We start from the raw sequence: 25,752 nt of genomic DNA on the forward strand, positions 1-25,752 counted from the left end.
CAGACGCCGCAAAAGAACGCGGGAACATCGGCAAACCCGCGGAGCCGGTGGGCGACGGCGGCACCGTGCTGGCCAATGGCAAGAAACCCGTGCTCGCGATTCCCACGGTGCAGGAGTTCGACGGGATGTCGCAGAACGCGCTGGTCTTCGACCACGAGGACGCGCTGGCGCTGCGCAACGGCACGGTCGCCTTCCGCTTCAAGACCGGGTCGGAGCTGTCCTACGGTGCGCTCTTCTCGAAGGACGCGACGGATTACGGCGCGGGCGGGCACCTGACCGCCTATGTGGAATCCGACGGCGACCTGGTGGTGCGGTTCCAGACGCGGGACGCCACGCATTACCTCGTTGCCTCCGACATCCTGGAGACGAAGACCAGCTACGAGTTCGCCTTCAGCTTCGGCAAAGAGGGCGCGGCGCTCTACGTGGACGGGGTGAAAGTCGCCTATGACGAGGACCTGACGCAGACGCTCTACCGCAACAGCGAGGCGCTGGTCGTCGGCGCGAGCGGCACGAGCAATACCCCGGGCAAGGCCGACAAGGTCAACGGCGCGTTCACCGGCAAGATCGACGATTTCGCGATCTATTCCGGCCAGCTGGAAATGAAGGCGCTCTACGGAAACGCAAAGGCCGAGGGAACCGTCAGTTTCGACGGCGAGGTTGGCAAATACCGGTTCTCCACCAACGATGGCGGATGGCTGGAGGTCACCGGGAAAGGCGCGACCAAGGTCATCGGCAACAAGGCCCGTTTCCTCGACTTCGACGATCTGACGGTGCGGCCGGACGACGTGCAGGTGGGCACGGGCGAGGACGAGACGCTCTACGGCACCTCGGCATCCGAGATCTTCTCCGCGGGCGGCGGCAACGATACGGTGCATGGCCAGGATCACGACGACTACATCTTCGGCGGCGGCGGGGACGACCGGCTCTATGCCGGCGATGGCCGCGACATCGTGAAAGGCGGCGACGGCGACGACTACATCGACGGCGGCGCCAATGCCGACGTGATCGCGGGCGGCGCCGGCAATGACGAGCTCAAGGGGAATACCGGCAACGACCGCCTCGCCGGCGGGCTTGGCGACGACTCGCTCTTCGGCAACGGATGGGGCGACGGTGGCGTGAAATCCGAGCGCGACCGGGCGATCTTCGACGGCGACTACGCCGATTACCATATCGTCGCAGAGAGCTACTACAACAGCGCGCGCGGCAAGGATCAGCAGCGCCTGATCGTGACAGACAGCTATGACGGTGGCGCAGACGGCTACTACGAGGGTCGGGACCTGCTTTACGACATCGACTTCCTGGTCTTTGATGACCGCACGGTTGCTGTGGCCGATATCGTCTGAAGCGGGCGCGGTGACGCGTGTCAGGCGACCGCGCGGAACCGCGCGGTTGCCGGATCGCAGCGGTAGCGCGGCAGAAGTTCGTCCAGCCGGTCCAGCAGGTCCAGCACCGAGGCGATGATGTAGCGCGCCGTTTCGTCGGACATCAGCACCGAGAAGTTCAGCCGCACCCAGCCCGGTTTCTCAAGCTCGTGACCTGCCGCGAGTTCGCGCTGAAGGTCGCGCGAGGCGGCACGGCCGATCCCCAGCAGACGGTGGGCATAGGGGCCGGCGCAGGCGCAGCCGCCGCGGGCCTGTATCCCGTAGAGATCCGACAGCATGCGGGTGAACAATTGCTGGTGAACCGGCTGGCCAGACGTGTCCCGCACCAGCATGGAGAAGATTGGCAGGCGGCGGGCGGTGTCGCAGCCCAACAACGTGAGTTGCGGGTGGCCGTGCCAGGCGGCGAGCGCCATTGCGTTCAACTCGGCCTCGCGCGCGTCGAGGCGCGCCTGCCCGATGGCCTCCTTGACCAGGAACACGAGGGCCGCGCGGATGTCTCCGACGATGTTCGGCGTGCCGGCCTCCTCGCGCGCCGCGAGATCGCTGGAATAGCTGTGCGCCCAGGGGGACACGAAGGAAACGGTTCCGCCGCCGGGCCAGCTGGGCCGCTGCCGGTGCACGGCGCGGCGGCGCAGAACCGTCACGCCGGAGGCGCCCGGACCGCCGGGGAACTTGTGCGGCGACAGGACGATGGCGTCCTTTGCTGCGGCACCTTCGCCCATGTCCATGTCGAGATAGGGTGCGCCACCGGCGTAGTCCCACACCGAAAGTGCGCCATGTCGCTTCAGTGCAAGCGTGACCGCGCGGTCGTCCGTGACAATCCCCGTTACATTCGAGGCGGCGGAGAAGCTGCCGATCTTCAGATCGGCCGCATCATATTGTTCCAGAGCGATTTCGAGCGCCTCAATGTCCGGCCCGCCGTCCGGCGCTTCGGGGATTTCGACGACCTTCGCCTTGCTCTCCCGCCACGGGAGGATGTTCGAATGGTGCTCGTAGGGGCCGATGAAAACCACCGGGTTCTGCGCCTCTTCGACGCCCAGCAGCGTCACCAGCCGGTTGAGACCCGCCGTCGCACCGGCGCCGGTGAAGATGACCGCGCAATCGTCGCCCGCCCTCGTCAGCCGCGCGATCTCGGCGCGCGCGGCATTGCGAAGCCGGGTCATGTAGCTGCCGCACCAGGAGGCCTCGGTATGGCTGTTGGCGTAGAAGGGCAGCACATGCGCGGTAACGAATGCCTCCACCTGCTGCAGTGCCCGCCCGGAGGCAACGTAATCCGCGTAGACCAGCCGCACGGGCCCATCGAGGCCCGGTATCGCCACCCCCTCCCCGATCAGGCCGGCCTGAAGCTTGGCGATCACGTCGTCGGATTGGAGATCGGTTTTGAACTGGTCGAGCGGTGCAGGCATGGATGAACACTCCCTTTCCGCCAAGAATGCACCCGTCGCCCGTTGAAAACCTCCCACAATTTGCTAGAATTTCGCGAGTTTATCTATCATACGATAGGCAAATGGCTGAAAATATAGATCATATTGACCGGGCCATTCTTCGCGCGCTTCAACGCGATTCCGCCCTGTCCCAGCGGGAACTGGCGGAGGCCGTCGGGATCTCGCAGAACGCGTGCTGGCGGCGGCTCAAGGCTCTCAGGGATACAGAAATCCTTAAAGGCAGCACGGCCCGCGTGGACCGCAAGGCGCTCGGGCTGGGGCTCGTGGTCTTCGTCATGCTGCGGACCCGCCACCACTCGGCCGAGTGGCTGGATACGTTCCGCCGCCACGTGCAGACGATCCCCGAAGTCGTGGATTTCTTCCGTATCGGCGGCGACTACGATTACCTGCTGAAGGTCGTCACCGAGTCGATGGACAGCTACGACGCGGTGTACCAGCGGTTGATCTCGAAGGTGGAGCTGGATTCCGTGACGTCGTATTTCGCAATGGAATCAATCGTCGAGCAGCGTCCGCTGCCGCTCTAGCACGCAATCGCGGAGCTACCGGAATTCTGCAGACCGTCCTTGTCCACATAGTGGATGAACCGCTGGGGCCGGTTCGATAGACTCGCGTCGGGGCGTTCGCTGACGTCCCGAAAGGAGTTTTTCATGGCACGAACCCGTTTCCTCGGAGACCTGTTGTCCAACCTCTACGGCCGCGGCCGCTGGAGCGCCAACGGCACCGACCGCCGGCCGATCGAAGAGATGTGCATGGCGCTGCTGTCCACCGTGGGCGAGGTTGCCGGCCTGCGACTCGCCTCGGCGATTTTCGACAAGTACCGCGCCATGTCACGCGACGAGAAGTTGGCCTTCTTCACCTTCCTCAACGAAGAACTCGATGTCGATGCCGCGACGGTCGCGGGGCTGGCGCAGGCCTATGGCGAGGTGCCCACGACCGAGAATTTCGCGGCACTTGTACGCGCCGCCGAACCCGGACGGCAGGAATTGTTCCGCCGGCTGCACCAGGCGCCCGGCGCAACGGCGGAATTGGTTGCGGCAAGGGTGGACCTTCTGGAGATGCTGAAGGAGCGGCCGGACCTCCGGCGAACCGACATGGATTTCGTCCACCTGCTGCGCAGCTGGTTCAACCGTGGGTTCCTGAGAATCGAGCAGATCGACTGGAACACATCGGCGGAGCTGCTGGAGAAGGTCGTCGCCTACGAGGCGGTCCACGAGATCCACGACTGGGACGATCTGCGCCGCCGCCTGCACCCGGCCGACCGGCGCTGTTTCGCCTTCTTCCACCCGACGATGCCGGACGAGCCGTTGATATTCGTCGAAGTGGCGCTGACCAAGGGCGTGCCCGGGTCGATCCAGGCATTGCTGGAAGTGGAGCGGGAAGAGCTGCCGCCCGAGGAGGCGAACACGGCTGTCTTCTACTCGATTTCCAATTGCCAGAAAGGTCTCAAGGGCGTCTCGTTCGGCAATTTTCTCATCAAGCAGGTGGTGACGGAGTTGTCGCAGGAACTGCCGAAGCTCGACACGTTCGTCACGCTCTCGCCGCTGCCCGGGTTCAACCGCTGGCTGGAAACGCTCAAGGGCGATGCCAAGGCCGAAACGGTGCTGGCAGGCGCGGCCACGGACGCGGAGGCCGAGGCTTTTGCCGCGCGCTACCTGCTGGAAGCAAAACGCCCGGACGGCTATCCCCGAGATCCGGTCGCGCGTTTCCACCTCGGCAATGGCGCCATGGTGCACGATGTTCACTCCGGCGCCGACACGAGCGCGAATGGCATGGCGCAGTCGAGCGGCGTAATGGTCAACTACCTCTATGACCGGGCACAGACGGAGAAGCGCCACGAGAGCTTCACGGCGGACAAGAGTATCGCCGCCAGCCGCGCCGTGCGATCCCGCGCCCGCTCCGAGAAGGGCGCGCCGACGGTGCCGGCGCCGGCGGAGACGGAGACGGAGACGGAGTGACCTCCCACCCGCCCCTTGCGCGGGCAAGGCATTGATCGAGCAAAGGGTTCCGTTGATTTCCGCACAAACACCGCTAGGGTGACCCGACACGTCCATCGGGCCCGAACCGGAACGTTATGCGTTTTGTCAAAGAACCACTCTTTCATTTCCTTCTGCTCGCCATGGCGATCTTTGCCTATTACGCGTGGCAGTCGCCGTCCGGGCCCGCCGACGACCGCGCGGACCGCATCGTCATCGACGATCAGGATGTGAACAGACTGCTGGAACAATACCGCTCCACCTGGCGTCGCCCGCCCACGGCGGAAGAGCTTGAACGCCTGGTCGATAGCCTTGTGCGGGAGGAGGTGCTGGTCCGGGAGGCACGGGCCATGGGCCTCGACGCTGGCGACAGCGTGATCCGGGGCCGGCTGACGCAGAAGATGGATTTCCTGACGACATCCATCGCGCAGTCGATGGAACCGGAGGAATCGGCGCTGCAATCGCATCTCGCAGCCAATCCGGAGCGCTTTCTGCAGGCCGGGAAGCTCGCATTCGAGCAGGTCTTTCTCGGCGCGCAGGCGGAGCCGCAGAGCGTGGAGGAACTCCGCGCGGCGCTCGATGGCGGGGCCGACCCGGCAACGCTCGGCCAACGCTCCCTGCTGCCGCAGCAGGTGCCGCTTTCCCCGCAGCAGGCAATCGACGCCACCTTCGGCCAGGGCGTCTTCGCCGCGCTCGAGGAACTGCAGGAAAGCGCGTGGCAGGGACCAATCCGGTCCGGCTACGGCGACCATCTCGTCCGCATCGTCGCGCGGGAACCGGCGCGGCTTCCGGAGCTGTCGGAAATCGAGGAGGCGGTGCTCTTCGACTGGCAGCGTGAAATGTCGCAAACATTGTCGGAGGCGCAGGTCGCGACCCTCGCGGATCGTTACGAAATCGTCAGGCCAGACCTCTCCGACTGGTCCGGAGACGTGCTGCAATGATGCCGCTTCGTCGGCTTTTCCTGGCCATGGCGCTTCTTGTCGCGAGCCTGTGCAGCGCGTCCGGACACGCGCTGGAGCCGGGTTTCCTGGACATCCGACAAGTGGCGCCGGAGAGTTTCCGGGTGTTCTGGCGCAAGCCGGATGTGAATGGCGCGCCCATGGCGATCGACGCGGTCCTACCGGAAACCTGCGCGCCGAACATCGGGCCAGACCCGCGCCACGACGGAGCCGCCTGGGTCGCGGCCTGGGTGAGCACCTGCCCGGGCGGAATTTCCGGTCAGGTGGTCGAGATCGACGGGCTGGAGAGCCAGCGAACCGACGTGCTGCTACGGCTGGAGTTCCTTGACGGCGGGGCGGGCAGCCATCGGCTGACGCCGGATGTCACGACATACACAATCCCGGAAACGCCATCGACGCGCGAAGTGTTCAGCAGCTATTTCCAGCTCGGGTTCGATCACATCCTGCAAGGGCTCGACCACCTGCTGTTCGTCTTCGCGCTGTTGATGCTGATCCGCGACCCGTGGCGTCTTGTCGGGGCGGTGACCGCGTTTACGGTGGCGCATTCCATAACGCTTGCCCTGGCGACGCTCGGCCTGCTCTCGGTGCCCGGACCACCGGTGGAGGCAACGATTGCACTCTCCATCGTGTTCCTGGCGGTCGAGATCCTGAAGCAGGAAGAGGGGCAACAACGGCTCAGCCAGCGGTTTCCGTGGATTGCGTCCTTTGCCTTCGGCCTCCTGCACGGGCTCGGGTTTGCCGGTGCGTTGAGCGAAATCGGGTTGCCCGCTGGCGATATCCCGGCGGCCCTGCTGGCCTTCAATGTCGGCGTCGAGGCCGGTCAACTCGCGTTCGTCGCGGCTGTTCTCTCGGCGGCGGCACTCGCCCGCGCCGCGCTTCCGTCCCTGCTCGCCGCGTTGCGAACCCCGCATGCGCCCGGATCGACGGCCATGGGATATGCCATCGGCAGCACCGCAACACTCTGGCTCGTCCAACGTGTGATGGCATTCTGAGCCGTGCTCAGGCCATTGGGATCCCGGCTGTAATTCTCCGAACGCGGCCGTCCATCGAGAGGGCGGAAGCGCACAGTCGCCTGATGCCACCTAATCGCCAGCCCGGCGGGGCGGACCGGCGATGCGCGGCGACCTGACGGCCTTAGATTCCGCGCGGGAAACGGCGTGCTCGAACGCGGGGCCCGTCGACGCCTTCGGGGCTACCGGGCCTCGTCCCGCCTACCCTTCCGGTCCGTACCAGATCGGCGATGTATAGGCGCGCTCCTGATGGGAGGTTTCCGCGCCTTCGGGAATCGCGACACCGAACCGGAGCGCATCGTAGGCGACCCACCGCGGCGTCGGAATTTCCAGCACGCGGGCATAGTAGAAGGCCTTCTGCGACGCATCGAATTCCGGATCGGTCCAGACCGTCGCCAGTTCGGCCGCGCCGATGGTGTTCGTGTATCCCGCGGCTTCCACGTCCACCGTATTGCCGACGGCGGGCAGCTTCCCGTCCGCGTCCGGCTCACGCCCCTGCGACCAGGCGACGTCGAATACCTTTTCCTGGAGACCGCCCTCGGCGTCCATCCATCCCTTTACGATTTGGATCCGGTCGAGGTTTGCGCCAATCGGATCGCGCAGCGCATAGACCATGAAGGTGGGCGCTTCGGCACCGTCGGGCGCGGCGCGCAGGTCGCTGCCCATGGGCACACCGCGCTCGTACCCGGCGAAGGCCGCCTGGCGGGAGCGCAGGTCGTTCTCGGTGAAGTCCCAGCCGCCGAAGAAGCGCACCATCATGCGCGGCCCGGTCGTGGCGTAGGTCTCCCGGCGCTTCATCGCATCCCAAAGCGCGTGGCGGGTGTTTTCCTCCGCCCAGACGCCCGTGTAGCCGGACGCCACCAACTCGTAGCCTTCGAAGGCGCCGATGTCGGTCTTGGTGAACGGGTGTTGCATGCGGTTCGGGTTGGGCTCCGCGTTCGTCGCCTTGCCGAAGTAGTTGTCGGAATCCGCTGTCGCGAGCGATGTGTGGCTGTCCGTCGACCCCACCGCGCCGAACTTGTACGGGTTGGTGCCGAGTTTCGTCTCAAGCGCCATCCCCTGCTTGAGCGCCTCGCGGGCATATTCGCCCTTGAGCATCTCCGGTGTCTTGGCTTCGGTCAGGTCGAGGTTGCCGACGTCCCATGTCTCGTAATCGGCGAATTCATCCTCCGGGCTGAGCGCCGGATGCGCCTCGCCGTCGCCCTTGATCTGGGTGAACTCATAGAGCGGCTCCCATTTTCCGCGCAGAGCGGCATAGTTCTCGTCGATCGGTGCGCCGGTGTATTGCTGTTCGGTCGGGAACATCAGGCCGTTGGAGAGGTTCCCGTTATGCGCCAGCGCGAAAACGCGCCCGCCGGTCTTTTCCTCGTAGGCTTCCAGCCAGGCATAGAGATCGAGCGGGTCGGTGGAGCCGACCGGCGGCTGGGTCACGATGGGTTCCACCATCAGCGCGCGGTCACCGTTGTCCCGCAGAACGACGTTGCGGTGCAGGTTGTTGCCCTTGACCAGCGAGGTCCATTCGAAACCGATGAACGCGGTGAAAATGCCCGGTTCGTTGTACTCCTCCGCCTTCTCCACCACCGTTTCCCAGACCGAGGCATAGATCGGCGAACCCGGTGAATACTGCGCCATCAGGTCGGGGTCGATCTTGCCCTGCGAGAAGGTGGTGATCAGATCGAGCGCGGCGGCCGCGCTGGCCTCCCCGCCCTCGGCAAGCGCCTCGGCCCAGGCGCGGCTCTGCTCCACCTCCATGACGTTGGGTTTCTGGTCGCGCATGTCGAAGATCAGGCCCATGCCGTCGGAATGGTCGGTCAGCACCATCCAGTCGAGCGGCCGGGCGAGCTTCACCGGCTGGCCGGTTGCGGCCATCACCTGCTCGCCACGGGCGAACTGGTAGGCCGTGTCATGGCCGGTGGTGTTGCCGAAGAGACCGGCATCCATCGAGTAGCCGGTGTGAAGATGGGTGTCGCCCCAGAAGACACGGCTTGGAAAAGACCGCTCGGCATAGGGGGAATAGGCTTTGCCCGGGTACAGACCCTGGATGGATTCCTCGGACGGAATGAATTGCGCGGCGGCGGGCATCGCCAACAGACAGGCGATACCGGTCACGACGGACGCACGAATGAACATAGAAGGCCTCCCACGGCTCAATGGACGTGCAGGCTTGGCGCCTGCCTTGTTGAATCGCTGGGAGCATACCACGAAATCCGGAGAATCTGCCCGCGACCCAAATGCGCGATCCCTGCGGTATTCCACGGCGACGCGACGCGGCGGTGGCGGGAAGTTCCCCTGGGGCGCGCGCGCGTCGCCGCTCAGGTCACGCGTTCCGAAACCGCGCGGGCAATGACAAGCTCCTCATCGGTTTTCACCACCAGAACCTTGACCGGGCCGGTGCCGATGTCTTCGGTGCCGCGGGTCCGGTTGGCATCTGCGTCGACGCCGATCCCGAGGAAGCCCAGATCCGCGCAGACACGCTCGCGGATCTGCCAGGCGTTCTCGCCGATGCCGCCGGTGAAGACGAGCGCGTCGATACCGCCATCGGCGGCTGCGAGCGCCCCCACCTCCCGGCGGACCCGTGCCACGAAATAGGACACCGCCTCCTCGGCTTCCGGTGCGTCGGACTCCAGCAGCGTGCGCATGTCGTGACTGATGCCGGACATGCCGAGGAGGCCGCATTTCTTGAACAGCATGTCGGAGATTTCCTTTGACGACATGCCCTGATCCAGCAGGTAGAGGACGACCGCAGGGTCGAGTTGGCCGCAGCGCGTTCCCATTGGCAGGCCGTCCACTGCCGAGAATCCAAGGGTGGAGGCAATGGACTGGCGGCCCTTGACGCAGCACATGGACGCGCCGTTGCCGAGATGCGCAATCACCACGCGGGCATTGCGGAGATCTGGATAGGTCTCTTCGATGTAGCCGGTCACGTAGTCGTAGCTCAGGCCGTGAAACCCATAGCGCCGCACACCCTTGGCGTAGAACTCCCGCGGCAGCGCGTAGGTGTCGTTCACGAAGGGATGGCCACGGTGAAACCCGGTGTCGAAACAGCCGACCTGGATCGCATCGGGAAACGCTTCCATCGCGGCACGGATCGCCGCGAGATTGTGCGGCTGATGCAATGGCGCGAGCGGCGTGAGTTTTGCAAGGTTATCCAGGATCGGCCCGGTCAATAGGATCGGGTCGGCATATTCCGTGCCACCGTGCACGATCCGGTGTCCGACACCGGAGACAGGCCGGTCCCCCAAGATCGGCTGGAGCACCTTCAACACCGCCTGAAGACCTGCCCTGTGGTCGGCCTGACCAAGCGCGGTTTCCGTTTTCTCGCCCTTGTATGTCAGGATCAGGCGGGCATCGGGGCCGATCCCGTCGATCTGCCCGACAGCGATGCACTCCGGGTCGCCGTCACCGTTCGTGTCCTCGTCGAGATATACGGAATACTTGATGGAGCTGGACCCGGCATTCAGGGTCAGGATGGCGGACATCGGCCCCCTCCTTGTGAGAAAGTGAAAGCAGGCGCCGCCACGCTGCGGTGCGGCGCCGGTCCTGTACAGGCTTACTGTGCCGCGTTCGGGACAGCAACCGGGCCGAGCAGCCCCTCGATGCGTTCGATCATCGCACGGGTCGCCGCCTCCATTTCCGTGGGATCGCCGGCGATGTACTTGGCGGTGTCGAGCGCGCGCATGCGGTCCTCACCGGTGGTCAGGATCTGCGGCAACGTCTCGATCGCCCGCTCCCCACCATATTCCACGATGAGGGTCTGTTCCTGGATCTTTTTGGTCCGAAGCTCGGGTGGCATCTCGTGAAACGGCGGCGTCTCCGAGAGGATCTCGGCCGACCGTGCCAGCCGATCCTGGCGCACGTCGGCGCGGGTATTGGCCAGGAGGATCAAAATGCGCAACAGGCCCTCGGCAAACCCGCCCTCGCCGGTCCGGGCCAGGGCATCCTGCACGCCGGGCAGGCTGACCAGGTCTTCCGGGCGTTTTCGCGTGCGGTGGATATTGCGCGGGATACCGTAGTTGATCGCCATGGGCGCGCCCCAGATCGAGAAGAAGGTCACCTCCTGCATCGCCTCGCGCCAGCTCGTCATCATGTTCAGGCTGGTTTCGATCATGTCGACCGTCAGTTGTTCGGCCAGCAGGAACGGATTGTCCTTCGCCACCGGCTTGCGCAGGTTGCGCACGTTCTCCGCGGCGGCGGGGACATTGGCCATCAGCGGATTGGACGTTCCGAAGGCGCGGCGCTGCAAACGCATGGGGTGGGTGTCTCGGGCAATCTTGCCCATGTCTTCGGTCACCGTCGCCTGCAGGACAGGGCTGACCATCGTGTCATAGGCCTCCGTGATCGCCTCCGACGCACGGGCGACGGCCGCAAAGGCAGGCTCGTCGCGCCGCAAACCGGAATGAGCAGCGACATCCTTGAGGGTCCGGCGCGCGAAACTCAGCGCGAAGTGCTTCTCGTGGCCTTCGCCCTGCACATCCTCGATGACGATTTCGTAGAGCCCGGGCGCCAGCGCCTCGATGGTCTTGAGCGTGGAGGCCATTTCCGTGTGCTCACGCTTCGCGATCTTGGAAGAGACGAAGATCCCGAGATGCCCGACGTCTTCGTGTACGAGGTAGAGTATTCGCTGCCCGAGCACCTCGATCTCGTGTTCGTCGGCATAGGTATCGACGATCCAGTTCAGCGCCTGTCCAACCGGCGTGATGTTGTCGCCATGGGAGGCGAAACAGATGATCGGTGCGCGGATTGCCTTGAGATCAACCGGGCGGCCGGGTTCCAGCTGCGCGGTATTCTGCCCGAGCTTGTTTCCGACAAAGAGGTTTTCAACGATCCAGCGGATCTCGTCGCCGGTCATGCAGTAGAAGGCGCCCCACCACTTCTCGAAGTCGAGGAAGCGGTCGACCCCGTCATCGACGGTGGCGTAAAGGTCGTAGTATTTCCGGAAATAGTTCCGGCCCGGATTCAGCTTCTCGAAATTGTCCACCAAATACGCACCGTCGAAGATGCCGCCGCCGAGATCGGAGGCCATCTGCGCGAGGAAGGTGCCACCATTCACACCGGCGGAATAGCGCATCGGGTCCTGGCCGAGCTTGCCCGACCAATAGGACATGGGCGCGCCGTTGAGCACGATGGGACCGGCGAGGTCGGGATTGGTCGCCGCCAGAATGGCCGTGGCCCAGCCGCCCTGGCAATTGCCCACGACGATGGGATTCGGGCTGTCCGGGTGGCGCTCCCGGATCTTGCGCAGGAAGGCCGCTTCGGCCCGGGTCACGTGCGCGAGGGTTTGCCCCGGTTGCGGCATCTGGCGGAAGGTGACGAAATAGACCGGGTGGCCATCTGCCAGCGCCACACCGACCTGGCTTTCCTTCTTGAAACCGCCGATTCCGGGGCCGTGACCGGCGCGCGGGTCAATGATCACATAGGGGCGCTTCCACGGCTTGATGTCCTGACCGCCGTCCGGGAGGATGCGCAGCAAGACGTAGTTGGACGGCTCCGGCAGATCCTTGCCCTCCATGACGATCTCAAAATCGTACATCAGCACGTGTTCCGGCGGCGCACCGTTGTCCTGCGTCTCGATGTTCATGTCGGACCATTTGCGCAGAGCGTCGAGCGTCAGCACGCTGCGCTGTGCGGCATCGGTCACATATTCGGCCCAGGCGCGGACCAGTTTGCCGTCCCCGCTCGGCATGGCGGCTTCCACGAGGGTCTGCGCTTCCGCACGGACCCTGTCCGCATCCGCCTGCGTCTTGTTCAGCGCCTTCACGCCAAGCCGTTGTGTCACGGTCTGGAGGAAATAGGACTGGAGTTCGGCGGCACCGCGGGCCGCGTCGATGGTATCGGAAAGTGAGCGATGCATCTGATGTCTTCCCCTGTTGGAGACCGCGAGAGGGTGCACGAGGTGCTCCCCGCGACCCGGCGGCCTCAACCCATGATCGAGTACCCGCCGTCGATCTTCACGATCGCGCCGGTGACGTTGCGTGCCTCTTCACTGGCAAGGAAAGCGGCATAGGCGCCGATATCCTCGATGGACGCGAGCTGATGGGTAGGTGCCCGCTTGGCTGCATCGGCCAGCATCTCGTCGAAATGCGCGATACCGGAGGCCGCGCGGGTAGCCAGCGGCCCCGGCGAGAGCGCGTTGACGGAGATCATCTTGTCGCCAAGTTCCGCCGCGACGTAGCGCGTGACGCTTTCCAGTGCCGCCTTGACCGGCCCCATGACGTTGTAATCTTCCACCACCTCCTCGGAGCCGTAGAAGGAGACGGTCAGGCAGGTGCCGCCCTGCGCCATCATCGGTTCGGCAAGCCGGATCAAGCGCAGGTAGGAATGAACCGAAATGTCCATTGCCAGCTTGAACCCCTCGGCAGAGCAATCGATGACGCGGCCGTGCAGATCCTCCTTGGGGCAGAAGGCGATGGAGTGAACGAGAATGTCCAGCGTTCCCCACGTGTCGCGAATGACATCGAAGAGCGCCGCCTCCTGCTCCGGCATGCTCACGTCCAGCGGTTCGATGATCTCGGCGTCCAGCTTCTCGGCGAGCGGACGCACGTATTTCTCCGCCCTGTCGTTCAGATAGGTGATCGCGAGGTCGGCGCCCTGTGCCCGCAGTGCGGACGCGCAGCCGTAGGCGATTGACTGGTCATTTGCGACGCCGACAACGAGCGCCTTCTTGCCGGAGAGTGAAAACATGGCGGAATCCCGAGATTGAGTCGCACCTACCCTAGGGGCGAATGGTAACAATCTCGCTGCAATGCAGCAACAATCGCCCCGGGCACGGCGCGGCCGCTCACCCCGCGGCGGGATGCTCCAGGGCGAGGTTGAGAAACTTGTTCTCGCCGGTGATCGGCCGCGCCCAGAGCGCGGCGAAGGTCTCGCGCAGGTTGGCGCCTTCGTGCAGGATATCATGCACCGCCCGGCTGACCGGCATGTCGATGCCAATGCGGTCGGCCAGGTCGATGACGGAGATCGCGCCGACCTCCCCCTCGATCACCACGGGATTGCCCTGGAAAACGTTCCGCCGCTCGATCCCGGACCCGAGTTGCGCGCCGAAATGCATGTTGCGCGACGTGGTGGACGAGCAAGTCAGTGTCAAATCGCCAATGCCGGACAATCCGGCGATGGTCTCCCGCCGGCCGCCCAGTGCCTCTGCCATGGTCATCATCTCGGCGATCCCCCAGGTGATGAGCGAGGCACGAGTGTTCTCGGCGTAGCCCGCGCCGGTCATCATTCCGCAGGCGATGGCGATCACGTTCTTCACCGCCCCGGCCACCTCGACGCCCACGAGATCATCGCTCACATAGGGGCGAAAGGACTCGGACCCGAGCGACAACGCAAGCCGGGAGGCAGGTGCCGCACGCGGCGCGCGCCGGTCCGCCTGGGCGAAGGGAAAGGCGAGCGTCGCGGCGGTGGGGTAGTTCAGCGCCACCTCGCGCGCGAAGGTCGGCCCCGAAAGCGCCCCCACCGGATGCCCCGGCAATTCCTCGCTCGCCACCTCGCTCAGAAGCTTGCCCGACCCGGTCTCGATCCCCTTGGCGCAGAGCACAACCGGCGCCCCCGGCGCGATATGGGGCGCCACTTTGCGGCAGATCTCCCGCAGGGTGACCGAGGGCGTCACCATCAGTACGCAATCCGCTCCGTCGAGCGCCTGCGCCATATCCGACGTGGCACGAATGGAGGCGGGCAGGTCGATTCCGGGCAGGTAGCGCAGGTTGCAGCCGGTCTTGGCGATGGTGGCCACGTCCTCGGCATTGCGCCCCCAGAGCCGCACCGCGCGGCCAGCCTGCCCGGCGACCAGTGCCAGGGCCGTTCCCCAGGCCCCGGCGCCAAGAACGGCAATATTCTCATAGGGTACGGCCTCCGGTTTGTCGGCGGCCTCCGGTCTGGGGATCGGGGACAGGGTCATGTCAACGTTCCTGCGCGTCGTTGTTGTCGTATTTCGCGAAGGTCCCGCGCCGTGGGCACCGCGCCCGGCACGAGAGGACGAGACAATCGCGCATCCGCGCCGGCTCCGCAACCTTGTTCGGCATGCCCCCTTTTCGCGCCCGCAGCGAGTGCTATGGTTCTACACTATTGCCAGATGCCCGATACCGGAGCCCGTCCACGTGTTTGCCAAATTGCGCACTGCCGTCACCTTTCTTGCGCGTATCGGCCAGGGGATCGGGACCCGACATCTCGGCCTGATCGCCGCCGGGGTCGCATTCTACGGCCTTCTGGCGATCTTTCCCGCAATCACGTCAATCGTGACTTTGTGGGGTTTCTTTGCCGATCCCGACCTAGTGGAGCAGCAATTGCTCACCTACGAGGATGTCATCCCCGAGGCGGCGTTCGGGATCATCGATGGGCAGGTCCGGGCAATCGCCAACGGGCCGAAAGAGGTCCTGGGCTGGGCCTCGGCCCTCTCCATTGGCACGGCGCTCTGGGCATCCCGCGCGGGTGTGGCCGCCATCGTTGGCGGGCTGAATGCCGTCTACCGCACACCACCGCGCGGCGGCCTGCGGGGCATGGCGCGCGCGCTTGTGCTGACCCTGTTGCTGATTGCCGTGGCACTGGTCGCGCTCGCGACGGTCGTTGTCGCTCCGGTGGTCCTGACCTTCCTGCCGCTCGGGCCGTTCACCGGATTCGCGCTCGAATTGTCGCGCTGGTTGATTGGCGGCGGTGTCGTGCTGCTCGGCATCGGCCTGTTGTATCGCATGGGGCCGAACCGGAGCGATCAGCGCACCGATATCCTGTCACCCGGCGCGGTGATGGCCGTGATTCTGTGGGCGCTCGTTTCGTGGGGGTTCTCGGCCTATCTGACAAACTTCGGGAATTACAACGAGGTATACGGCTCTCTTGGTGCGGTGGTGGCGATGCTCATGTGGTTCTACCTGAGCGCCTTCGTGGTGCTTCTGGGCGGTCTGACCAATGCCGAGCTCGAAACTCTGAAGGCAGAACGAGCGGCGGCGGACGAAGAGACCGCCCCGGCCCCGCCTCCCGAATCGACGGATACCGAGACGCCCGACCCGGAATTGGAGCCGGAGGAAGAACGCGTCGATCCGACGCCCCCTTTGGTATCCTGACGCGCCCCTGCCCCTTGCCCGCACCGCAGGCACGGCGTAAGCCGCCCGAACACGCCAATACGGGAGCCGCTGACCGGTGTTCTTCTATCGCCTCGCCCTGACCCTTGCGACGCCGGGTGTCGCGGGCATGCTGGCCCTGCGTCTGCTTCGCGGCCGGGAGCGGCTGGGCGATCTGGCGGAGCGGCTGGGCATGGGCGCCGGAGCAGCGCCCGCTGCGGCGAAAACGATCTGGCTGCATGGCGCATCCAATGGCGAGCTGACCTCCGCACGGGATTTTATCGACGCCCTTTTCCGGCAGGCGCCGGACCTTGCCCTGCTGGTTACGACCAACAGCGTGACCGGGCGCGACATGGTCCGTGGCTGGAACCTGCCCAATCTGCAGGCCCGGCTCGCGCCCCTGGACTATCGTGCGTGCCTCGCTGCCGTCCTCCACGGACACCGGCCCGCCGCCTTCGTGCTGCTGGAGGGCGACATCTGGCCGAACCGCATGGCGATGGCGGCAAGTCGCGAGGTTCCGGCCGCAATGCTGTCCGCGCGCATTTCCGAGAAGAGCGCACGCGCGTGGCACAGGTTCAACGGCTTGGCGCGGCAGGCACTGGCACCGGTGAGGCTGCTCTCGGCACAAGATGCGGGGTCGGAAGCACGGTTTGTCGCGCTTGGCCTCGACCCGGCAACTCTCGCCCCGCAGCTGACATTCAAGGCCGCGGTGACCCTGCCCCCGCCGGACGCGGAACTGCTGGAAACCTACCGCCCGTTCTTTCCTCGGAGCGAGACGCTTCTGGCGGCCTCGACCCACGAGGGCGAGGAACAACAGGTTATCGAGGCCTTCCAGCGTGCGCGCCGGGTCCGGCCCGACCTGCGGCTGATCCTTGCGCCTCGGCATCCGGCACGGGGCCCGGAGGTTGCGTCGCTGCTCGCACGCAGCGGCGTGCGCTTTCGCACCCGGTCAGCGGGCGAGGCCCCGGTGGCCGGGACCGACGTATACCTCGCCGACACGCTCGGAGAAATGCCGCTGTGGTACACGCTCGCAGGGCAATGTTTCGTCGGCGGATCGCTCGCACCGAAGGGGGGGCATACGCCCTATGAGCCCGCTCAGTTCGACTGTGCCATCCTGCATGGCCCCGATCTGCGGAACTTCGCGGAGCCCTATGCGGCGCTTACCGAAGCCCGTGGGGCGATTGGCGCGGCGGATGCCGGGGCGCTCGGGGATGCGATCGCCGGATTGGACGACGCGGCGCGCAGCCGGATGACGGTGGCCGCGCGTGCCGCCCTCCAACTGGACACCGAGGCACAGGTGGATGATCTGTCGAGACGGGTGCTGGCGCTGGCGTCCGGTCACGGGGAGCCGGCGCGCCTCCATTGACGCCCCTGCCCGGTCAGGCTGCCTGCCGGGAGCTGCCGGTTTCCGTGCGCGACCGTTCCGCAAGGCCCGCCGCCACGGCCCAACCGGCGCTGAAACAGGCAAGTTCGCCGACGAGTGTCACCAGCCGGAACTGGACCGCGAGCAGCAGCGCGTTTTCCGCGCTGCTTCCCACCGCCGTCAGCGCCGCCACGAGGATCGCTTCCCGCGCGCCCAGCCCGGCGGGCGCCCCCGGTGTCACGTAGCCTGCCAGCCAGGCAAACACCGCAGCAACCGCAGCAACTACGACGGGCGCGTCGGTACCATGCCATGCGAGCACCGCGAAGAGCGCGCCGAGCCCTGTCATGAACACGGCCGACAGCAGCACAGGAGCGGCCGGCGGGCGCAGATCGGGCAGCGCTTCGACACGGCTGACCAGGGCGAACACGGACAGCCCTGCGCCGAGCGCTGCCAAGGGGAGCCATTGGGGTATCGCCGCAAGCGGCGGCGGCAGGACCGCCGCGGGCACGACGGGCCACAGCACCGCGAGGACCAGCGCGGCCCCGGTGGGCGTGACGGCAAGTTCCGTCGCCGTGGCGCGGGCCAAGGCCGAAGCGGAGAGCGGCCCATCCCGGAGATAGACGGCGCGTCCGATCAGGTGGCACACGTTTCCGGGAAGATACCGCGCAACAAGGCTGGCCGTGTAGGACAGGTATGTGCGCGCGCGCGGTTCCTGCCCGTGACCGGCGACGATCCGGTGCCAGCATTCGGCCAGGAGGAACAGCGCCGCGCCATAGGCAAGTGCCAGGGCCAGCATCAGCGCAATCTCGGCGGCATCCGGGCGCAACTGGGAGAGCGCCGCCCGGTTCGCCGCGAATGTGCGCAGAAGGTACCAGAGGGCGAGTCCGAGCAGCGCGAGGCCCGCCAGCCTGATCGCGCGGTTGAGCGTTGGACCGTTCATCGACGGCGCGGTGGAACCGACAGCAGCGTCGTCTCGTCAGGATAGGGCAAGGCCGGTGTGAGCCCGCGGTATCGCTCAACCTGCATGCGGCTCCGGGCCAGCGCATCCTGATAACGGGGTCGGTTGGAGTTGTCGAAGACGATCATCCCGTCCGGTGCAAGCCGCTGGATGGCGTGTTTCAGGCACGCCTGCCGCGCCCGCCCATCGATAACGATCAGATCGAAGGGGGCGGCCTCTTCGAGTATGGCCTTGGCGTAGCGTTCGAAACTATCGCCTTCCTCGCCGGGTTTCTGCGACAGGTAGAGGGGGTCTGTCGAAGGCGCCCTGTCCGGCTTGACGAGGTTCAGGTCCACCCGGGGCCCGATGCCGATATCGTCGAGCAAACGCCCGACGCGCGCATGCCAGTCGGGCACGTGTTCCACCGACACGACCTCGGACGCGCGACGCGCGAGCCAGACGGTGCTCGCACCCGAGCCGAACTCGAATGCCCGCGCCTTCGGGCGTTCCTCGAGAAATGCCTCGATCCGGTCGATTGCCTGGTATGTCCACCACGGCACATCCAGCGCGACCAGCGTCTCCACGTCGTGAATTGCGCTAAGGCTGCGAAGCCAATGTGCCGTGCGGGATTTGTCGCTGCGGCGATCGAGCCAGCCGATAAGTCCGACCGCTTCGCCGATCCGACCTGCCCCGTGGGCGACGGTGACATATCCCGATTTCAATGCCTGCGACACAATCATGCTGCCCATCTCCTCATCTCGCACCCGCCGGGCCATAGGGTTGCCGGCAGATCTGGCGCGCGCGCGCTTCCGCGAAGTTCTTTTGCCCTGTGTGGTCCAGACACATTTCCTCGCTCCACGGCTCGAAGAACGTGCCCGGGTCTTCGTTCAGCAGCACCGAGCTGTAGAGCGCCGTCGCGCCGCTGGACACCGCGCCCACCGCGCAGACCACAAGGGCCAGGAAACCGACGGCGATTTTCGACCGCGCCCGCGCTGCCCAAGGGGCGAAGCGGCCACAACCGACCAGTGCCAGCACGCCGATGATCGGAAAGATCTCCACGTGGTAGCGCAGCGTGATCGTCCCGTAGGACAGGGTCACGACCGCGATTGTACCGGCGGCAAGGACCAGCCCGGCGTAAGGGCGCAGCCGGGCGATACCGCTGCAGAGGCCGATCCCGGCCAGAACACAGAACCCGGTCCAGAGGAAGATCGCCCCTGCCCCGGGTTTCTCGATCCGGATGAACCCCAACCGGTCCTCGGTCAGGGACGCGTGCAGCGCAACCACGCGGTCATAGGATCGCGAAGCCAGCAATTGCGGCGGCGCGGCGCCGTAGACCATCAGGTTTGCCGGAATTCGGGCGAGGTTGAACCGCCCGTGTTCGATGAAGGCGGCCGCCTTCTTGCCCTCGATATTGTCAGCGCCCCAGAACGTCGTCCCATATTGCACGCCGTCGGCCTCGAAGGTTCCATGGGTCTGCCCGACGTTTCCGAATTTGGCGGCGTTGAGCCCCAGGAACGCGACCCCGCCCGCGAAAAGGATCGCCATCGCCAGCAATGCGGGCCGCACGGCACGCCATCTGTCACGCAAAAGCACGAGGCCCGCGGCGAAAACGGTGCCTGCATAAAGGCCAACCGCAACGTTCGGACGGGCGTGCACGGCAATGGCGGCCAGCAGCGCGAGCAGCCAAAGCACGTTCGCAATCGGGCGCTCGCGTGCAACCGTCCGCGTCCAGACGAGCACGAAGGCGGCCGTCAGGGCATAGGCAACCACGATCGGCTCGTTATAGAGGACGAAGTTGACCACGAGCAGCAATCCCGGCGCACAGAGCCAGACAAGCAGCGCCAGCACCGCTGCCCAGACAGCCCCGGCCCGCCCGTCCTCCGGCCAGTGCTTGCGAGCGATCTCGGCAAAGGACATGTGCCAGCAGAATGTGCCCAGCGTGCCCCAGAACCAGACCGAGACCGGCGCAAGCGACACCGTTCCGATTTCGACGAAGGGCGCAAGGAGTACCCGCGTCAGCAGCGGGGCCATCCCGTGATAGAGATGCGCGGTACCGTCGGGCCAGTAGTGCCCCTCGAACCGCAGGACACGGGCCGGCAGGTCGAGCCGCCCGTCGCGCAGCGCGAGGAAGAGCTGGTCGTAGATCTCCATTCCGAAGAAGGGAATCGTCAGGTTCGACAGAACCCGCGCGGAAATCAGCGTGTAGAAGACGACCCCCAGAAGCGCACCGACAATCGTGACGACGGCGGACGTCGAGATTGTCGGCCGGGAACGCGCGAACTCAATCCCGATCATCGTCCTTGCTCGCTTGCGTATCGACCGTGGCATCGAGGATCGGCTCCAGTCGGCGGAGCCGGATCAGTGCCGCCTCGGTCAGGCGCCGGTTGGTGGCAATCGTATCGCTCAGGAATGCCACCACGACGGTAAGGTACCCCGCCATGAGGAAGACCGAGCCGAGAACGAGCGATTGCACATGCCCGTCCCCCTGACCGGTCACGTAGAAGTAAAGGAACCGCAGCACTGGCACCGCACCGATCCCCAGCAGGAGCAGGCCGAGCGCGAGAAACGTCGAAAGTGCCCGGTACATCAGGCAGCTGCGCAGGATCGTGACGATCTGCTTGCGGATAAACTGCAGATTGGAGCGGAAGAGCCGCGAGGGCCGCGACACCGGGTTGGTGCGCACCGGCACCGATGCGACGGTCAGCCCGTGCTGGCCTGCGTGGATCAGCGTTTCGACAGTGTAGCTGAAGGGCGTCATGACATTGATCGTCATCGCGGCATCGCGGGAATAGGCCCGGAAACCGGACACCGCATCGGAAACCTCGACACCGGCCAGATTGCGGACAACCCGGCTGCCGAGCCTTTGCAGCAGCCGCTTGCTGCGGGAGAATTCGGTGTTCTGACCGGGCTTCCTGTCCCCCAGCACGATATCGGCCTGCCGGTCCACAATGGGACGGATCAGGTCCGGGATCGAGGAACCGTCGTACTGGTTGTCCCCATCGGTGTTCACGATGATGTCGGCGCCGACAGACAGCGCGTTCTCGATTCCGGCCTGGAACGCGGAGGCCAGCCCCTTGTTGCGGGCGTGGCGCACGATGTGATCGACGCCGAGCCGCTCGGCAATCTCCACCGTGGCATCGGAAGAGCCGTCGTCGACCACCTGTATCTCGACAACGCCAACGCCGGGTATCTTGCGCGGTATCGCGGCAAGCGTGGCTGGCAGAGTCTTCTCCTCGTTGAAACAGGGGATCTGGACGACGAGCTTGAGCGGACGCGGAGTCCGACGTGCCGTTTTCACCTGTCGTGCCGCGGACTCGGCCGCAGGCAGACAATCCTCGAAACGGCGGTATGTGTAGGACATGGAGCGATCCAGCATAGTTCCTTCGGCTCAGGGCCCCCAAAGCCGCCTCCACAAGATTAACTTAGCTTGTCAAAACTGAGGCACGGACGCGCATTTGTTTGGACCAACGCCATTCCCGATGGTCGATCTGTGCCAGTTGATTGAGATCAACGCTTTTCCGGGGTTTTCATCTACCGTCCTGAGGGCCCCGAGGTGAGGACGGAACGTGCAACGCGGACTTTGCGAGAGCGAGATTTCCGGGCTGCGCCGGCAACACGGCTGGAACGAATTGCCCCAAGTGAAGCCAGCGTCGCTGCTGGCCTTGCTGGCCCGGCAATTCACCGATCTGCTCGTCGTGTTGCTCATCATCGCCGCCGCGATTTCGCTTGCCGTCGGGGAGTGGACCGACGCGATAGCGATACTTGCCGTCGTGGTCCTGAACGCGGTCCTTGGCCTCGTGCAGGAATGGCGTGCCGAGAACACGATGCAGGCGCTCAGGCGCATGATGTCGCCGGAAGCCGTGGTTGTGCGGGACGGTCGGGAGCAAGTCATTCCGGCGAGGGAGATCCTTCCGGGCGACATCGTTCTGCTTGCCGAAGGCGATCGGGTACCCGCCGACGGCGATCTGGAGCGGGAATCCGGCCTGCTTCTGGATGAAAGCGTTCTGACCGGGGAGTCGGTGCCGGTGTCGCGCGCGGCCGGTGAGAGCGTTGCATCGGGCACCACGGTGCTGGCCGGCCACGCAGAGGCGCAGGTGACGCGGATTGGCTTGCAAACCCAGTTCGGTCAGATCGCTTCCATGACCGCCTCGCTGCGCGACGCGCCGACCCAATTGCAGCGGGAACTACACGGGCTGGCCCGCCAACTCGGATTGCTCGCGGTCGGGCTGGCGAGCCTCGTGATGGCCGTGGCCTTCCTCACGGACCGGGGGCCCATGGAAGTGTTCATGCTCGGGCTTTCCCTCTCCGTGGCCATGGTCCCGGAGGGTCTGCCGGCGGTGGTGACAATCACGCTGGCCCTGGGTGCAAGTGCGATGGCACGACAGAAGGCGCTGGTGCGCAACCTGCAGGCGGTCGAAACGCTGGGTGCCGCGAGCGTCATCTGCACCGACAAGACCGGCACCCTGACCGAAAACAAGATGACGGCACGAAAGATCCGCACACTGGAGGCGGACTACGCCGTGACAGGCAGCGGCTACGATCCGGCCGGGCATATCTTGCGGGACGACCAAAAGGTCCGGGCGCAGGACGATGCGGTGCTGGCCCGCCTGTGTCATACGGCGCAAATCTGCTCGCACGCCCGGCTGAGCCGGACGGGGCAGGATTGGGAGATGATCGGCGAACCGACGGAGGGCGCCCTGGTCACGCTTGCGGCGAAGGCCTGGGCAGAGGCAGGCGATCAAGATGCGGTCGTCGCCGAACTTCCATTCACCAGCGAGCGGAAATGCATGAGCGTTCTGGAGCGGGACGAGCACCGCTTCACGATTCACACGAAAGGGGCACCAGAGCGGATCCTGGACATCTGCAGCCGCGTTGAGCGGAAAGACGGGGCCGGTCCGCTGCTGGCCGAAGAGCGGCGCAGGCTCACCGATACCATCGAAGAGATGGCGGCGGAGGGGCTCCGTACGATCGCGCTCGCCTACCGGCCTACCGATGAGGAACGGATCGACGAGGCCGACCTGATCTTCCTGGCGCTCGTCGGCATCGTGGATCCGCCCCGCGCGGAGGTCCGGGACGCCGTCCGGCTCGCCGCTTCGGCGGGCATTCGCACTGTCATGATCACCGGCGACCACCCGGCAACGGCCCGTCGAATCGCCGGGCTTCTTGGCATTCCGGCCAAAAAGGTCCTCACGAGCGTGGATCTCGCGGAAATGGACGATCCAACGCTTGCGGCGGCGCTGCAGGAGGACATCGTGTTCGCCCGCGTCCGGCCGGAAGACAAGCTGCGCATTGTGGCCGGTTTCCAATCACGCGGCGCAGTGGTGGCGATGACCGGCGACGGCGTCAACGACGCGCCGGCGTTGAAGAAGGCGGACATCGGGCTGTCGATGGGAATCCGGGGCACCGCCGTTGCCAGGGACGCGTCCGATCTCATTCTCCTGGACGACAATTTCGCCACCATCGTCCGCGCGGTTCGGGAAGGCCGGCGCCAGTTCGAGAACATTCGCAAATTCGTCCGGTACCTGCTCGCGTCGAACACCGGAGAGGTCTTCGCGCTGCTGGTCAACCTGCTCGTCGGCGGGCCGCTCATCTTTCTGCCAACCCAGATCCTGTGGATGAACCTGGTCACCGACGGGGTGACGGCCGTTGCGCTTGGCCTGGAGAAGGCCGAGCCGGGTCAGATGGAGGTGCCGCCGAGGGATCCGCGTGCGCGCCTGCTCGGCCTGTCGGCGCTCCCGGTCATCGTCGCCTTCGGTCTCTACACGTCCGGCGCCGCGCTCTGGATCTTCTACTCGCTGTTGGAGGCCGGGCCGGACCTGGCCCGGACGGCAGCCTTTACCGGAATGGTGATCTTCGAAAAGACGAGCGTTTTCGCTTTCCGGTCGCTCCGCGGCACCTGTTGGAAATTGGGGTGGTTTTCCAATCCGTTATTGTGGCTCGCTCTGGCAGCGATGGTGCTTGCACAGGTTGCCGCCGTCTACTGGCCGCCGTTGCAAACGCTGCTCCACACGGTGCCACTCGGCGTGAGCGAATGGGGCATGATATTCGCCCTCGCCCTGCCACTCGTGCTTGTTCCCGAGGCATTGAAGTGGGTGTGGTCGCATCGGAGCGAACCGGCGTGAGATACCCGAAGCGGGTCGACACGGATGGCGCGTGAAAGGGCATTCTCGCACGATTGGATGTGCCGATGCGTGCACTCAGGCCGCCATTCGGGCACCCAGGTAGTCGGTTGCGAGCGCGGGCGTGGCAATCCGAACATAATCGGGCTCCGGGATGTCGACCCCGAAACGCGTGTGCAGGGCCGCAACAAGGTTGAGAACATCCATCGAGTCGAGCTCCAGATCGTCCTGGATGTGGTCGTCGTCGCCGATTTCATCGGCCTCAAGGTCGGGCGCGACCTTCACAAGTTCCTCCAGAAACGCGGCGCGGATGTCGTCGTGGGTCATAGGGCCTCCGGTGACTGCAAAAGGGTGTCTATTTCAGCGAGGAACTTGTTGGCCTGTCGGCCATCGCTGACACGATGATCCGCCGAGAGCGTCAAGGTCACGAGCAGGCGCGGAACGATCGCTCCGTCCACCACCCATGGCCGCACTTTCGGCGCACCGATGGCCAGCAGCGCCACTTGCGGCGGGAAGATGATGCCCGCCATCGCGTCCGCGCCTTTCTCGCCAAGCGCGGAGACCGTCAGCGTGCCACTGGTCATCTCCGAGGACCGCAAGCGCATTGCGCGAGCCCGGGCGACGAGATCCTTCATCGCCGCCATCAACGCCGGCAGCGATAGCTTATCGGCCTCGGGGATTGCGGGCGCGATCAAGCCGCCGCCGCGCAGGGCAACGGCCACGCCAAGATTGACCTGTGCGGCGGGCGTAAACCCGCCCTCGCCGTAATGCCCGTTCATTTCCTTGACCTGCGCGGCTGCGCGGGCCGCCGCTTTCATGAACAGCGTACCGAGCAGGATGCGTTCGGCAGGCGGAACGGCCGCGTTGCGCGCGGCCAGCCAGTCGGAGGCTGTCTGAATGTCGACGTTCTGGCTGAGTTGGAAATGCGGAATCTCGCGCTTGGAGCGTTGCATCGCCGCCGCGATGGCCTTGCGCATCTCCGTCATGGCATCGGCAGCTTTCGCGGGCCTGGCCGGCTCCGCGCTTGGCGGGATGGCGGAAACGACATCCGAAAGAACCACCGCCCCTGCCGGGCCGCTTCCGGCAAGAGCCGCGAGATCGACGCCACGTTCCGCCGCCCGTTGCCGGGCCGCCGGCGAGGCGGCGATACCGAGCATAGCGGGTCTTGGTAGCTCGCTATCGGCGACAGCGGTCGACACCGGCGCCTTCTCGGGCTCTGGAGTTTCCACCTCCGGAACCGTTGCGGGCATCGGCGCCGCCTGAGCAGACGACGGCGCCTCCCCTGCGGCGAGGATCGTCGCCAGGGGGGCGCCAACAGGCAACTTGGCGCCCAGTTCCGCATCCAGTGAGTGAACGACCCCGTCCTGGAATATCTCGATCTCGATGGCGCCCTTCTGGGTCTCGACCACCGCAACGATATCGCCTCGATGGACCTCGTCACCCGGTTTCACCATCCATTCGACAAGGGTTCCGTCCTCCATGTCGGCACCCAGCGAAGGCATCTGGAAAATGCCCAT

The 25,752-nt window shown here is 65.5% G+C and carries 20 protein-coding genes; 8 read left to right on the forward strand and 12 right to left on the reverse strand.

Annotated features, from left to right (window positions below; genetic code table 11):
• The coding region (locus ARC39_RS20575) for a LamG-like jellyroll fold domain-containing protein (protein WP_303645111.1) at positions 1-1,343 on the forward strand (1,343 nt) is incomplete at its 5' end.
• Positions 1,344-1,363: 20 nt separating this feature from the next.
• Here the strand turns inward: ARC39_RS20575 and ARC39_RS20580 are convergent.
• Positions 1,364-2,788 (reverse strand): aminotransferase class V-fold PLP-dependent enzyme, encoded by a 1,425-nt coding sequence (locus ARC39_RS20580; RefSeq protein ID WP_068117213.1) that lies wholly within the window; start codon positions 2,786-2,788, stop codon positions 1,364-1,366.
• 101 nt (positions 2,789-2,889) lie between these two features.
• On the opposite strand from ARC39_RS20580, the gene ARC39_RS20585 reads away from it, so the two are divergent.
• The 4 genes from ARC39_RS20585 to ARC39_RS20600 all read left to right on the forward strand — a co-directional run bounded on the left by ARC39_RS20585 (position 2,890) and on the right by ARC39_RS20600 (position 6,751).
• A complete protein-coding gene (locus ARC39_RS20585; RefSeq protein ID WP_068117218.1) occupies positions 2,890-3,351 on the forward strand; it encodes an Lrp/AsnC family transcriptional regulator in 462 nt (153 codons plus the stop codon).
• 123 nt (positions 3,352-3,474) lie between these two features.
• Positions 3,475-4,782, forward strand: coding sequence for a malonyl-CoA decarboxylase (locus ARC39_RS20590; RefSeq protein ID WP_068117221.1), 1,308 nt, complete (start codon positions 3,475-3,477; stop codon positions 4,780-4,782).
• Between the two features lie 116 nt (positions 4,783-4,898).
• Positions 4,899-5,741, forward strand: coding sequence for a peptidylprolyl isomerase (locus tag ARC39_RS20595; protein WP_068117225.1), 843 nt, complete (start codon positions 4,899-4,901; stop codon positions 5,739-5,741).
• The gene (locus tag ARC39_RS20600; RefSeq protein ID WP_068117229.1) at positions 5,738-6,751 is read left to right on the forward strand and encodes a HupE/UreJ family protein; all 1,014 of its coding nucleotides are present in this window, start codon (positions 5,738-5,740) and stop codon (positions 6,749-6,751) included. Before ARC39_RS20595 ends, ARC39_RS20600 begins: the two co-directional genes overlap by 4 nt.
• Before the next feature lie 219 nt (positions 6,752-6,970).
• On the opposite strand, the gene ARC39_RS20605 is transcribed toward ARC39_RS20600, so the two are convergent.
• From ARC39_RS20605 to ARC39_RS20625, 5 genes are all read right to left on the reverse strand, one after another.
• The gene (locus ARC39_RS20605; RefSeq protein ID WP_068117232.1) at positions 6,971-8,899 is read right to left on the reverse strand and encodes a DUF3604 domain-containing protein; all 1,929 of its coding nucleotides are present in this window, start codon (positions 8,897-8,899) and stop codon (positions 6,971-6,973) included.
• Positions 8,900-9,081: 182 nt separating this feature from the next.
• Positions 9,082-10,248 (reverse strand): acetate/propionate family kinase, encoded by a 1,167-nt coding sequence (locus tag ARC39_RS20610; protein WP_068117235.1) that lies wholly within the window; start codon positions 10,246-10,248, stop codon positions 9,082-9,084.
• A 71-nt stretch (positions 10,249-10,319) separates the two neighbouring features.
• Positions 10,320-12,620: an alpha/beta fold hydrolase gene (locus ARC39_RS20615; RefSeq protein WP_068117239.1), complete on the reverse strand. Its 2,301-nt coding sequence runs from the start codon at positions 12,618-12,620 to the stop codon at positions 10,320-10,322.
• Positions 12,621-12,685: 65 nt separating this feature from the next.
• Positions 12,686-13,450: an enoyl-ACP reductase FabI gene (fabI, locus tag ARC39_RS20620; protein ID WP_068117242.1), complete on the reverse strand. Its 765-nt coding sequence runs from the start codon at positions 13,448-13,450 to the stop codon at positions 12,686-12,688.
• A 97-nt stretch (positions 13,451-13,547) separates the two neighbouring features.
• Entirely contained in the window at positions 13,548-14,663 is a 1,116-nt protein-coding gene (locus tag ARC39_RS20625) for an NAD(P)H-dependent glycerol-3-phosphate dehydrogenase (RefSeq protein ID WP_078059382.1), read from the reverse strand.
• A gap of 199 nt (positions 14,664-14,862) precedes the next feature.
• Here ARC39_RS20625 and ARC39_RS20630 point away from each other — a divergent pair, with 199 nt between their 5' ends.
• Together ARC39_RS20630 and ARC39_RS20635 are read left to right on the forward strand one after the other, a co-directional pair.
• Positions 14,863-15,819, forward strand: coding sequence for a YihY/virulence factor BrkB family protein (locus ARC39_RS20630; RefSeq protein WP_068117245.1), 957 nt, complete (start codon positions 14,863-14,865; stop codon positions 15,817-15,819).
• A gap of 76 nt (positions 15,820-15,895) precedes the next feature.
• The gene (locus ARC39_RS20635) at positions 15,896-17,182 is read left to right on the forward strand and encodes a 3-deoxy-D-manno-octulosonic acid transferase (RefSeq protein ID WP_068117248.1); all 1,287 of its coding nucleotides are present in this window, start codon (positions 15,896-15,898) and stop codon (positions 17,180-17,182) included.
• A gap of 13 nt (positions 17,183-17,195) precedes the next feature.
• Here ARC39_RS20635 and ARC39_RS20640 read toward each other — a convergent pair whose 3' ends face one another.
• Genes ARC39_RS20640 through ARC39_RS20655 form a run of 4 tightly spaced genes read right to left on the reverse strand, consistent with a single transcriptional unit; the run spans position 17,196 to position 21,492 of the window.
• The gene (locus ARC39_RS20640) at positions 17,196-18,119 is read right to left on the reverse strand and encodes a lysylphosphatidylglycerol synthase domain-containing protein (RefSeq protein WP_068117251.1); all 924 of its coding nucleotides are present in this window, start codon (positions 18,117-18,119) and stop codon (positions 17,196-17,198) included.
• Positions 18,116-18,856, reverse strand: coding sequence for a class I SAM-dependent methyltransferase (locus tag ARC39_RS20645; RefSeq protein ID WP_078059395.1), 741 nt, complete (start codon positions 18,854-18,856; stop codon positions 18,116-18,118). Before ARC39_RS20645 ends, ARC39_RS20640 begins: the two co-directional genes overlap by 4 nt.
• Positions 18,857-18,869: 13 nt before the next feature.
• Positions 18,870-20,411: a hypothetical protein gene (locus ARC39_RS20650; RefSeq protein WP_068117256.1), complete on the reverse strand. Its 1,542-nt coding sequence runs from the start codon at positions 20,409-20,411 to the stop codon at positions 18,870-18,872.
• Positions 20,398-21,492 carry a glycosyltransferase family 2 protein gene (locus ARC39_RS20655; protein ID WP_236545320.1) on the reverse strand — a complete coding sequence of 365 codons (1,095 nt, stop codon included), beginning with the start codon at positions 21,490-21,492 and terminating at the stop codon, positions 20,398-20,400. The genes ARC39_RS20650 and ARC39_RS20655 overlap by 14 nt, the downstream gene beginning before the upstream one ends.
• A 190-nt stretch (positions 21,493-21,682) precedes the next feature.
• Between ARC39_RS20655 and ARC39_RS20660 the strand changes: the two genes are divergently transcribed.
• Positions 21,683-24,238 (forward strand): cation-translocating P-type ATPase, encoded by a 2,556-nt coding sequence (locus ARC39_RS20660; protein ID WP_068117259.1) that lies wholly within the window; start codon positions 21,683-21,685, stop codon positions 24,236-24,238.
• Positions 24,239-24,313: 75 nt separating this feature from the next.
• On the opposite strand, the gene ARC39_RS20665 is transcribed toward ARC39_RS20660, so the two are convergent.
• Both ARC39_RS20665 and ARC39_RS20670 read right to left on the reverse strand, forming a co-directional pair.
• The gene (locus ARC39_RS20665; RefSeq protein WP_068117262.1) at positions 24,314-24,562 is read right to left on the reverse strand and encodes an acyl carrier protein; all 249 of its coding nucleotides are present in this window, start codon (positions 24,560-24,562) and stop codon (positions 24,314-24,316) included.
• Positions 24,559-25,752 carry a dihydrolipoamide acetyltransferase family protein gene (locus tag ARC39_RS20670; protein ID WP_068117265.1) on the reverse strand — a complete coding sequence of 398 codons (1,194 nt, stop codon included), beginning with the start codon at positions 25,750-25,752 and terminating at the stop codon, positions 24,559-24,561. The genes ARC39_RS20665 and ARC39_RS20670 overlap by 4 nt, the downstream gene beginning before the upstream one ends.

It is taken from the genome of Tropicimonas marinistellae (genome assembly GCF_001509585.1).
In the GTDB taxonomy this organism is placed as follows: Bacteria; Pseudomonadota; Alphaproteobacteria; order Rhodobacterales; family Rhodobacteraceae; genus Tropicimonas; species Tropicimonas marinistellae.

Bases quoted from the DNA above. Each gene is read 5' to 3' on its own strand.
- ARC39_RS20645 (WP_078059395.1), bottom strand. From the start codon at position 18,856: ATGATTGTGTCGCAGGCATTGAAATCGGGATATGTCACCGTCGCCCAC.
- ARC39_RS20605 (WP_068117232.1), bottom strand. From the start codon at position 8,899: ATGTTCATTCGTGCGTCCGTCGTGACCGGTATCGCCTGTCTGTTGGCG.
- ARC39_RS20665 (WP_068117262.1), bottom strand. From the start codon at position 24,562: ATGACCCACGACGACATCCGCGCCGCGTTTCTGGAGGAACTTGTGAAG.
- ARC39_RS20670 (WP_068117265.1), bottom strand. From the start codon at position 25,752: ATGGGCATTTTCCAGATGCCTTCGCTGGGTGCCGACATGGAGGACGGA.
- ARC39_RS20600 (WP_068117229.1), top strand. From the start codon at position 5,738: ATGATGCCGCTTCGTCGGCTTTTCCTGGCCATGGCGCTTCTTGTCGCG.
- ARC39_RS20640 (WP_068117251.1), bottom strand. From the start codon at position 18,119: ATGAACGGTCCAACGCTCAACCGCGCGATCAGGCTGGCGGGCCTCGCG.
- ARC39_RS20595 (WP_068117225.1), top strand. From the start codon at position 4,899: ATGCGTTTTGTCAAAGAACCACTCTTTCATTTCCTTCTGCTCGCCATG.
- ARC39_RS20615 (WP_068117239.1), bottom strand. From the start codon at position 12,620: ATGCATCGCTCACTTTCCGATACCATCGACGCGGCCCGCGGTGCCGCC.
- ARC39_RS20585 (WP_068117218.1), top strand. From the start codon at position 2,890: ATGGCTGAAAATATAGATCATATTGACCGGGCCATTCTTCGCGCGCTT.
- ARC39_RS20655 (WP_236545320.1), bottom strand. From the start codon at position 21,492: ATGCTGGATCGCTCCATGTCCTACACATACCGCCGTTTCGAGGATTGT.
- ARC39_RS20650 (WP_068117256.1), bottom strand. From the start codon at position 20,411: ATGATCGGGATTGAGTTCGCGCGTTCCCGGCCGACAATCTCGACGTCC.
- ARC39_RS20610 (WP_068117235.1), bottom strand. From the start codon at position 10,248: ATGTCCGCCATCCTGACCCTGAATGCCGGGTCCAGCTCCATCAAGTAT.
- ARC39_RS20590 (WP_068117221.1), top strand. From the start codon at position 3,475: ATGGCACGAACCCGTTTCCTCGGAGACCTGTTGTCCAACCTCTACGGC.
- ARC39_RS20580 (WP_068117213.1), bottom strand. From the start codon at position 2,788: ATGCCTGCACCGCTCGACCAGTTCAAAACCGATCTCCAATCCGACGAC.
- ARC39_RS20625 (WP_078059382.1), bottom strand. From the start codon at position 14,663: ATGACCCTGTCCCCGATCCCCAGACCGGAGGCCGCCGACAAACCGGAG.
- fabI (WP_068117242.1), bottom strand. From the start codon at position 13,450: ATGTTTTCACTCTCCGGCAAGAAGGCGCTCGTTGTCGGCGTCGCAAAT.